Raw genomic sequence first — 6162 nt, forward strand, 5'->3', positions numbered from 1 at the left:
ATTGTTGACTTTGAACAATAAACCTCTGAAGTCGTTTTTACCACAAATCCAGGGCGATCGCACTTTAGTAAGGATGTCTCCTGGCGTTTATCGCCTCGACCTCGATCCAGCAGGTTTACCTCCTGATTGGCAGGCTGCGGCTGAATCCTTAGCCGTTGATGTGATTGCTGGTAGTTACACCTCTGTGATGATTCCGCTTATTCGTTCTTATACGCGATCGGGGGTAATTACGGATGCTCAAGGTCAAGCGATCGCAGGCGCACGGGTAGAAGCTATACAACCAGATCGGGGGACTCGGCGTTTTTCTGTTACCAACGGTGCTGGAGTCTATTATTTAGAAGGCTTGCCACAGGGTAAATACACTCTACAAATCAACGGTAAATCTGCTGGTAGCTTGCAATTGCAAGAGTCTTCTGAAGCATTCCAAGAGCTTAATTTGCAACAGTCGTCAATCCCTTAACAGACTTCTAAAAAATAAATTCTCTCAAATGATTTTTAGATTAATCTGTACACAAATCGCAAAAGCCTCTTTCCCCCTGCTCCAGCAATAACTACGGTCTAAATGATCAGTATTTAGCCGGACACATTTCTGGAAAAAACATTGTGGCATGTGTAGTAAGAAAGCAACTATCACTTGATGCTCAATTTAGCTCAAGGGGGTCTAATGATCGATCGCTTTTTGAATCTAATTTTTATCGATTCTTTCGCTGTAGTAATTAACCTGACATTTGGTACATTACTTCGCACAAAAATCTGCAATTATTCATGGGATGGAGTTGTAAATGATGAACTTTCAACACCAGAAAGTAGCGCTAGTTCTTCTAAATCTCCACCATCCTTAGAAGAGGTACAAACCACTCATCTTCCATAAAGCCTGCTTGCTGTAGCGATTCTCATTTGAATTAAATATAGGCTTGCTTAGGGGCGTACATCTGTGCGCTTCTATGAGAATCTATGTTTATTTGTGGTTAATTATATTGATTGTCACAAGCAATAACTAGAATTTTAACGGGAATACGGTAAAATCCAGAAGAACTTTTATTGTTACCAACGCGGGTTAAGGATGGAAACAAATTTTCTGACGGCTGTTTTTCTGCCCTTGGCTCTATTTATTATCATGTTAGGTATGGGGTTAACCTTGACCCTAGAGGACTTCAAGCGAGTTGTAATCTATCCCAAAGCGGTGGTGATTGGCTTGGTAGCGCAGTTGGTGGTGTTGCCGATTGTGGGCTTTGGCATTGCGTCAGTGTTTCCCCTTAGCCCACAATTAGCAGTAGGCGTGATGATTTTAGCAGCGTGTCCTGGTGGTCCTACTTCTAATATGATTACGTTTTTGGCTAGGGGTGATGTTGCTCTTTCTGTGACGCTAACAGCTATTAGTAGTTTTATTACGGTTTTTACGATTCCTCTGGTAGTAAATTTGTCAATGCAGACATTTTTGGGACAAGGAACAACGCTACAGTTACCTTTCTTAAATACTGTTTTGCAGATTGCGGTGATTACACTTCTACCTGTAGCAATTGGGATGATAGCCAAGCGGTATGCACCCGCACTGGCAGATAAGGCAGATAAACCTGTAAAGTGGCTGTCTTTATTTTTCCTGACGGTGGTAATTACTGGAGTGCTGTTGCGAGAACGGAATAATTTTATTTCTTATGTAATAGATGTGGGCTGGGCAACTCTGGTTTTGAATGTGGTTGCAATGGCTTTAGGTTTTGCGATCGCTACCTTAACCCGATTAGGAGAAAAAAGCGTTACGGCAATTACCATAGAAGTAGGAATTCAAAATGGGACTTTAGCGATCGCGATCGCTTCTACCCCTACACTGCTAAATACTCCTACAATGGCCATTCCTGGGGCAATTTATAGTCTGCTAATGTTTGTGACTGGTGCTGGATTTGCTTGGTGGGCTAGTCGTCGCCAAGGCTTGTTGAAAGCATAAAGGTAGTTTGCCTCATGGGTTACAAATATTTGTACAAATTAAATTATCCAATCTTGTTCCGTTGATGTTTCTCGCCTCTTCTGCTAAACCGATTGATGACAATCTCAAGAATTTTGTAGACGAAATTGAAGCGCAAAGTCCTAGTTTATCAGTTTTAGCAGCGCGTCAATTTCGCTATAGCTTGCGTCAAACTCCGGTAGAACTAAATATCAAAGAACCACGCCAGTTTAACGTCCTCGAAGAATTTATCATCCGTGCTGCTATTGAATTTCAACCTCCGCCAACAGAGGATGAATTAGCCTCTGTACTTGGGCTTGATTCTGTATTTATTAAAACTACTACTGCAACTCTTCGCTCATTACAAACTCTATCAGCAACATCGCCAATTACAGTCACTCCTGAAGGGCGTTCATTCTATGAAAAAGGGTCTGTACCACAGCCACCATATCCTATACAAATTAATGCTATAACAGACCCTTTAAGCGACAAGATAACTTTTCAATCTGAATCTTTAAATGAGACAATGATAAATTTGCCTGATTTGGCAGACTTTATAACTATTGATAAGACAATTGCTGATATTGCTTCCTTACCACTTGAGGAAATCCAAAAAAGTATTCAAGCCTCAGGTTTAGCACTTCATATACCAGAAGAAGGAAAAATCGTCGCTTCCTGTAAAGTAGTAGCTTCGACTCAAAAAATTTGGAGAAAGATATCGCTTTTTGTTATCTTTGATGCTCTTGAAGATAAATTGAGCATTCAAATAAGAAATGGAAAGCAAATTTTAGAGTCAGCATCAAATTGGTTAGAGGTGCTACATAGTGAAAGTAGAATCTCCTTGCAAGCATTATGTAAATTGTCAACCGAAGCCATCAATTTTGAGCGTGAAGCGATTCTCAAGCAGAAAAATACTGAAATAGAAGCTAGGATTGAAAAGATTCGCAAAGAGGCGCTAGAAACTTCTACGAAAGCCAATAATGAAATAGATAAATCTAAAGTGCTAGGTGAAGCCGTACAGTTACGGAATGGACAAATTAGCCTAGCTTTTTCAGAAGTTTTAAATTCGGCTAAAAGTCAGATTCTAATTTATTCTCCTTGGGTTAATCAGGCAGTTGTAAATGAAAAATTTATAACTCTATTACAAAAGCTAGCTAATCGCGGAGTTTGGATTTTATTTGGACATGGAATTGCGCGGCGACAAGAAGATGAAGATAAACCTGTTCCACCAGAAGTAGAGAAAAAAATTCGAGCTATAAAAACACCTGATGGTTTACCATCTGTACAGTTTTTTTGGTTGGGAGATTCCCATGTTAAAGAAGTAATAGTTGATAAAGAAATCTATCTTTGCGGTTCTCATAACTGGTTATCCTATCGCGGCGATTACCTACCACGAGGTGAGTCCGTTTATAAAGTTACAATTCCCCATCAAGTTCAGGAAGCTTATGAATTTCTCGCTAATCGCTTCCAAAATCATGCTCAAAAATTATGGGAAAATGCTCTAGAAAACCGTGATTTTCAAATGGCTGTAGAGTCTTTATGTGTGCGGGGTGCGCTAGGTATGGAAGATATTGCACTCAAAGAGATACAGAATAATAATTGGTTAGAACTTTTGCCTGTATGGTTGAATGTAGCGCTACAGGGATTAAAATCGAAAAACTTACCTGGTGATTCAGAAAGTTTTAAAACTGCACTTTCGTTGCTGAGTCAAGTTTCTATTGAAGAGACTTTTATTGAGCAATTGCAACAAGGATGGCGTAAAGTTATCGGCGCGATCGCAATTAACAATCCCGAAACTGCTTTAAACTTACTTAGTGATGAAGTATGGGCGCAGTTTATACGTCTCAAGATTGTTCAAGAGAGTGATTCACCCAATGATTTTATTTTGTACCGTATTTAACCTACACTAGGATATTTTTCATACTTCAATAGTAATAATTTATCAAAGACAATCCAGAAATATGCCGTCTGAAATATACCGTCTTGATTTCGCGGGGATTGTCAATTAAATGATTCTTAACCTTTGATTGACTTAAAGATAGATCCAGAGATTCGTCTTGTTCGATACAATTTATAGGTAGAGAGAGCCGAGGAGAACAAGGTGGTCTTATTAAAAGGCTTTGAGATTGAGATGTATACGGGCACACCTCAAGGTGAAATCGTCGGTCTCTCCGACAAAATTGTTGCGGCTTTGGATGGATTTATGCGCGAACCAGATAGCCGCAACGTTGAATACATAACCCAACCATCCCTTAATTACGAAAATTTATTGTGTGCTTTGCTGCGTCCCCGGCGGGAGTTGCGAAACTACCTCAATCGTTTGGGCGATTACACCCTGATACCGGGGAGTACTTTATCTTTGGGTGGGAGCGATCGCTTTCTCCGTTCCGATCCAGCAAACCCCTATCATGATTACATTGAGAACACCTACGGCACGAAAGTAGTTACTGCCAGCGTACACATCAATGTCGGCATCAGCGATCCAGAAGTATTAATGCGGGCGTGTCGAGTCATCCGTATGGAAGCGCCTCTATTTCTCGCCCTCAGCGCCTCATCTCCCTTCTTGGATGGCAAAGCTACTGGCTATCACTCCACTCGTTGGGGCGTCTTTCCACAAACGCCTAGCCATGTGCCCTTATTTGCCAGCCACGCCGATCATATCCAGTGGGTGAAAAATCAACTCATTGCCGGAACCATGCAGAATGTGCGGCATTTGTGGGCATCGGTGCGACCAAATGGCGATCGCCGTCCTTATGACTTAAATCGCCTAGAACTGCGAATTTGCGATTTAGTCACAGATCCTATTGCCTTACTAGCTATTACTGCCTTGTTAGAAGCGCGTTTGTTGCAAATAATCGAAAATCCCAGCATCGATCCGTTAACCCAAAGTACTTTCTCTGGTGAAGAACTTGTTACTCTGACTGCTGACAACGAAGCTGCTGCTGCTGCTGGTAGTCTTGATGCTCAGTTGAGGCATTGGCAAGATGGCAGAAGCATGGTAGCGAGAGATTGGATTGCTCAAATGTACCAAGATGTTTGGGCGATCGCCAAACAACAAGGTTTTAGCTGTTTTCTTTCCCCTTTGCACAAAATCCTCCGCGAAGGCAATGAAGCTCAACAGTGGTTGCAATTACACGCGGTCGGTTTTGACACCCAGCGCGTCATCACTCAAGCTATTATCGCCACCCAAGAGCGCGAAATCGAACTCGAAGACAAATTATGTTCGTCTCTGCTGGGTTAACTCAAAAGGCATTGGGGATTGAGTATTGAGAAAACACTTTGTTTTATCCCCTTATCCCCTCATTTCCCCACTTTCGTCTTCATACAAATAGTAGATTTTATTGCAGGCACTACCAGCCCCAAAAAACACAAGTACTTACTTTCTCTACACAAAACTTAATATTTCCCGATTGTAGCCAAATATCCTCTCAGGCATTGATCTGGGATAGTTTGTATTTCGTTTAAAAAATCTAATAGATAGAGGATGCTTGATTATTATTAACAAAACCTATGAATAGCCTCTACCTTTTGGTAGATTTAACATTGACCATAAATTGTTTTATACAATACTTAAATTATACGGATAATGCCTCAGGTAGTTTTAGTGAACCCGCAGATACCTCCTAATACAGGTAATATTGCCCGTACTTGTGCAGCTACGGGTACAGAGTTGCATTTAGTGGGGCCTTTGGGGTTTGAAATTAGCGATCGCTACCTCAAAAGAGCCGGCTTAGATTACTGGCCTTATGTCAAACTACACTATCATGAATCCCTCGAAGCCTTTAAAACCGTACATCAGGGGCGTGGCGGCAGGTGGTTGGGTTATACGGTTGGTGGAAAGTGTAATTATGTAAGCTTTCAGTTTCAACCTGATGATTGGCTACTATTTGGTAGTGAAACCACGGGCTTACCACCAGCAATTTTGTCAGATTGCGATGCTACCCTCTATATTCCCATGAGCCAACCGGGGGTTCGCAGCTTGAATCTGTCAGTAAGTGTGGCCATTGGCTTATTTGAAAGCCGTCGTCAGTTAGGCTATTTAGAATAGTTGCTTACATTCCTGATTATAAGTAAATATACTTATAACCTTTCCAGAAACCTATTAAAAGATTTGTTTGTGATTGCAAAAATTTTCTTGGTGACAGCAAGAATATGTAAAACAATATACTAAAAATTGTATTTATTCGCAAAATGTAGTGGAAGATACTTACAAGTATAGTAAG

At 41.0% G+C, this 6162-nt stretch carries 6 protein-coding genes; all 6 read left to right on the forward strand.

Features of this window, described 5'->3' with window-relative positions; translation table 11 throughout:
• The coding region (locus IQ229_RS09335; RefSeq protein ID WP_194043111.1) for a carboxypeptidase-like regulatory domain-containing protein at positions 1-460 on the forward strand (460 nt) is incomplete at its 5' end.
• 177 nt (positions 461-637) lie between these two features.
• Entirely contained in the window at positions 638-871 is a 234-nt protein-coding gene (locus IQ229_RS09340) for a hypothetical protein (RefSeq protein WP_194043113.1), read from the forward strand.
• Between the two features lie 192 nt (positions 872-1063).
• Positions 1064-1942: a bile acid:sodium symporter family protein gene (locus IQ229_RS09345; RefSeq protein WP_194043115.1), complete on the forward strand. Its 879-nt coding sequence runs from the start codon at positions 1064-1066 to the stop codon at positions 1940-1942.
• Between the two features lie 7 nt (positions 1943-1949).
• The gene (locus tag IQ229_RS09350; RefSeq protein ID WP_228013336.1) at positions 1950-3839 is read left to right on the forward strand and encodes a phospholipase D-like domain-containing protein; all 1890 of its coding nucleotides are present in this window, start codon (positions 1950-1952) and stop codon (positions 3837-3839) included.
• A gap of 201 nt (positions 3840-4040) precedes the next feature.
• Positions 4041-5180 (forward strand): glutamate--cysteine ligase, encoded by a 1140-nt coding sequence (gene gshA / locus IQ229_RS09355; RefSeq protein ID WP_194043116.1) that lies wholly within the window; start codon positions 4041-4043, stop codon positions 5178-5180.
• 345 nt (positions 5181-5525) lie between these two features.
• Entirely contained in the window at positions 5526-5987 is a 462-nt protein-coding gene (locus IQ229_RS09360; protein WP_194043118.1) for a tRNA (cytidine(34)-2'-O)-methyltransferase, read from the forward strand.
• Positions 5988-6162: the final 175 nt, after the last annotated feature.

Origin of the sequence: Nostoc cf. edaphicum LEGE 07299 (assembly GCF_015207245.1) — a bacterium.
GTDB lineage: Bacteria > Cyanobacteriota > Cyanobacteriia > Cyanobacteriales > Nostocaceae > Nostoc > Nostoc edaphicum_B.